Raw genomic sequence first — 3,318 nt, 5'->3', positions numbered from 1 at the left:
TTTGGTTGCGGGGGTAGGATTTGAACCTACGACCTTCAGGTTATGAGCCTGACGAGCTACCGGGCTGCTCCACCCCGCGTCAACTTTTTTGTCTGCATGGATTTAACGACAAAAGGCCGCGAGTTGCGGCCTATTGTTTGATTTGAGAAGTTTGATGCGATTTGCAGACCTGGCAGCGACCTACTCTCCCGCGTCTTGAGACGAAGTACCATCGGCGCTGGGGCGTTTCACGGCCGTGTTCGGAAAGGGAACGGGTGCAGCCGCCCCGCCATAACCACCAGGTCGGCAAAGCGCATCAAATCGAGAAGCTGGTTTATGCATTTGAGCCATCGTTAGATGGGCACGAGCAATGAGAATGATCAAGCCGATCGAGCTATTAGTACCGGTAAGCTCCATGCGTTGCCGCACTTCCACACCCGGCCTATCAACGTGGTCGTCTTCCACGGCTCTCAGGGAACACTCGTTTTCAGGTGGGTTTCCCGCTTAGATGCCTTCAGCGGTTATCCCGTCCGTATATAGCTACCCTGCTATGCGGCTGGCGCCACAACAGGTCCACCAGAGATACGTCCATCCCGGTCCTCTCGTACTAGGGACAGATCCTGTCAATATTCCTACACCCACGGCAGATAGGGACCGAACTGTCTCACGACGTTCTGAACCCAACTCACGTACCGCTTTAAATGGCGAACAGCCATACCCTTGGGACCTGCTCCAGCCCCAGGATGCGATGAGTCGACATCGAGGTGCCAAACAACCCCGTCGATATGGACTCTTGGGGGTCATCAGCCTGTTATCCCCGGCGTACCTTTTATCCGTTGAGCGATGGCCCTTCCACGCGGGACCACCGGATCACTATGACCGACTTTCGTCTCTGCTCGACTTGTCTGTCTCGCAGTCAGGCAGGCTTATGCCATTGCACTCAGCGAACGATTTCCGACCGTTCTGAGCCCACCATCGCGCGCCTCCGTTACTCTTTAGGAGGCGACCGCCCCAGTCAAACTACCCACCATACACTGTCCCGGATCCGGATAACGGACCGCGGTTAGACATCCATGTAGATAAGGGTGGTATTTCAAGGATGGCTCCACCAAGGCTGGCGCCCTGGCTTCAAAGCCTACCACCTATCCTACACATGCCGACACGAATGCCAGTGTAAAGCTATAGTAAAGGTGCACGGGGTCTTTCCGTCTAACCGCAGGAACCCCGCATCTTCACGGGGAATTCAATTTCACTGAGTCTCTGCTGGAGACAGCGGGGAAGTCGTTACGCCATTCGTGCAGGTCGGAACTTACCCGACAAGGAATTTCGCTACCTTAGGACCGTTATAGTTACGGCCGCCGTTTACCGGGGCTTCGATTCAGAGCTTGCACCCCTCCTCTTAACCTTCCGGCACCGGGCAGGCGTCAGACCCTATACGTCGTCTTGCGACTTCGCAGAGCCCTGTGTTTTTGATAAACAGTCGCTACCCCCTGGTCTGTGCCACCCCCCGATGGTTGCCCACCGAAGGGTCACGCTTATCCCGAAGTTACGCGTGCAATTTGCCGAGTTCCTTCAGCAGAGTTCTCTCAAGCGCCTTGGTATACTCTACCAGTCCACCTGTGTCGGTTTCGGGTACGGTCTATACGGAGGAGCTATTTCCCGGGACCGCTTGGCTGCCTTCCCAATCCGATAAGGAAAGACAACGGCTGCGATCCGTCACTACCTCCAGGCCCACGAATATTAACGTGGTTCCCATCGACTACGCCTTTCGGCCTCGCCTTAGGGGCCGGCTAACCCTGCTCAGATTAACTTTAAGCAGGAACCCTTGGACTTTCGGCGAGGGGGTCTCTCACCCCCTTTATCGTTACTCATGTCAGCATTCGCACTTCCGATACCTCCAGGAGCCCTCACGGGTCTCCCTTCATCAGCTTACGGAACGCTCCGCTACCGCTCACCTTGCGGTGAACCCAAAGCTTCGGTGTATGGCTTTAGCCCCGGTACATTTTCGGCGCAAAACCCCTTAATTAGACCAGTGAGCTGTTACGCTTTCTTTAAATGATGGCTGCTTCTAAGCCAACATCCTGGTTGTTTTGGGAGTCTCACATCCTTTCCCACTTAGCCATAACTTGGGGACCTTAGCTGTTGGTCAGGGTTGTTTCCCTCTCCACGACGGACGTTAGCACCCGCCGTGTGTCTGCCGGATAGTACTCTCGGGTATTCGGAGTTTGGTTAGGTTTGGTAATCCGGTGAGGACCCCTAGCCCATCCAGTGCTCTACCCCCCGAGGTATTCATCCGACGCTCTACCTAAATAGATTTCGCGGAGAACCAGCTATTTCCGAGTTTGATTGGCCTTTCACCCCTAGCCACAAGTCATCCCGATCTATTGCAACAGATATGGGTTCGGCCCTCCAGTACGTGTTACCGTACCTTCAGCCTGCTCATGGCTAGATCACTCGGTTTCGGGTCTAGTGCAACGTACTGAACGCCCTGTTCAGACTCGCTTTCGCTACGCCTACACCTACCGGCTTAAGCTTGCACGTTACACTAAGTCGCTGACCCATTATACAAAAGGTACGTGGTCACACTTGCGTGCTCCCACTGTTTGTAGGCAACCGGTTTCAGGTACTCTTTCACTCCCCTTGTCGGGGTGCTTTTCACCTTTCCCTCACGGTACTAGTTCGCTATCGGTCATGCACGAGTACTTAGGCTTGGAGGGTGGTCCCCCCACGTTCAGACAGGATTTCACGTGTCCCGCCCTACTCGAGGACTATCGTTCGCATTACGCATACGGGGCTGTCACCCGCTTTGGCCCTACTTTCCAGAAGGTTCTGCTTGTCAAACGATAGCCACTGGCCTGGTCCGCGTTCGCTCGCCACTACTAGCGGAGTCTCGGTTGATGTCCTTTCCTACGGGTACTTAGATGTTTCAGTTCCCCGCGTTCGCTTCTTATCCCTATGTATTCAGAATAAGATACCTTTAATCGATACTTGGAAACCACAACAGCCCCGGACATAATCCAAGGCTGCTCTGATTTTCCAAGTATCTAAGGTGGGTTTCCCCATTCGGATATCTACGGATCAAAGGGTATTCGCACCTCCCCGTAGCTTTTCGCAGCGTATCACGTCCTTCATCGCCTGTGCATGCCAAGGCATCCACCAATTGCCCTTAAGACACTTGATCATTCTCATTGCCAATGCCCATCCGGATCGCTCCGAACGGTCTTGGCAGAAAAGACCAGCTTCTCGAGACTTGTTCGATGGCCTGCGGTTAAGCCGCCAATCATATTGGAGGGAATTGAGCGTTCACCTCCGACGCACCATCAAGCGATGGGCCCGAAC

General features: G+C 54.2%; 1 tRNA gene and 2 rRNA genes. All 3 read right to left on the bottom strand.

Features of this window, described 5'->3' with window-relative positions:
- Window positions 1-2: 2 nt before the first annotated feature.
- The 3 genes from NA8A_RS24015 to NA8A_RS24005 all read right to left on the bottom strand — a co-directional run bounded on the left by NA8A_RS24015 (window position 3) and on the right by NA8A_RS24005 (window position 3,160).
- Window positions 3-79: transfer RNA gene (locus NA8A_RS24015), tRNA-Met, on the bottom strand.
- Window positions 80-167: 88 nt separating this feature from the next.
- Window positions 168-282, bottom strand: a 5S ribosomal RNA gene (gene rrf, locus NA8A_RS24010).
- 73 nt (window positions 283-355) lie between these two features.
- Window positions 356-3,160 (bottom strand): 23S ribosomal RNA (locus NA8A_RS24005).
- Window positions 3,161-3,318 lie beyond the last annotated feature (158 nt).

This window comes from Nitratireductor indicus C115 (assembly GCF_000300515.1).
Classification (GTDB): domain Bacteria; phylum Pseudomonadota; class Alphaproteobacteria; order Rhizobiales; family Rhizobiaceae; genus Nitratireductor; species Nitratireductor indicus.
The sequence above is the reverse complement of the archived record's forward strand: the minus strand, read 5'-3'. Positions and strand labels throughout refer to the sequence as shown.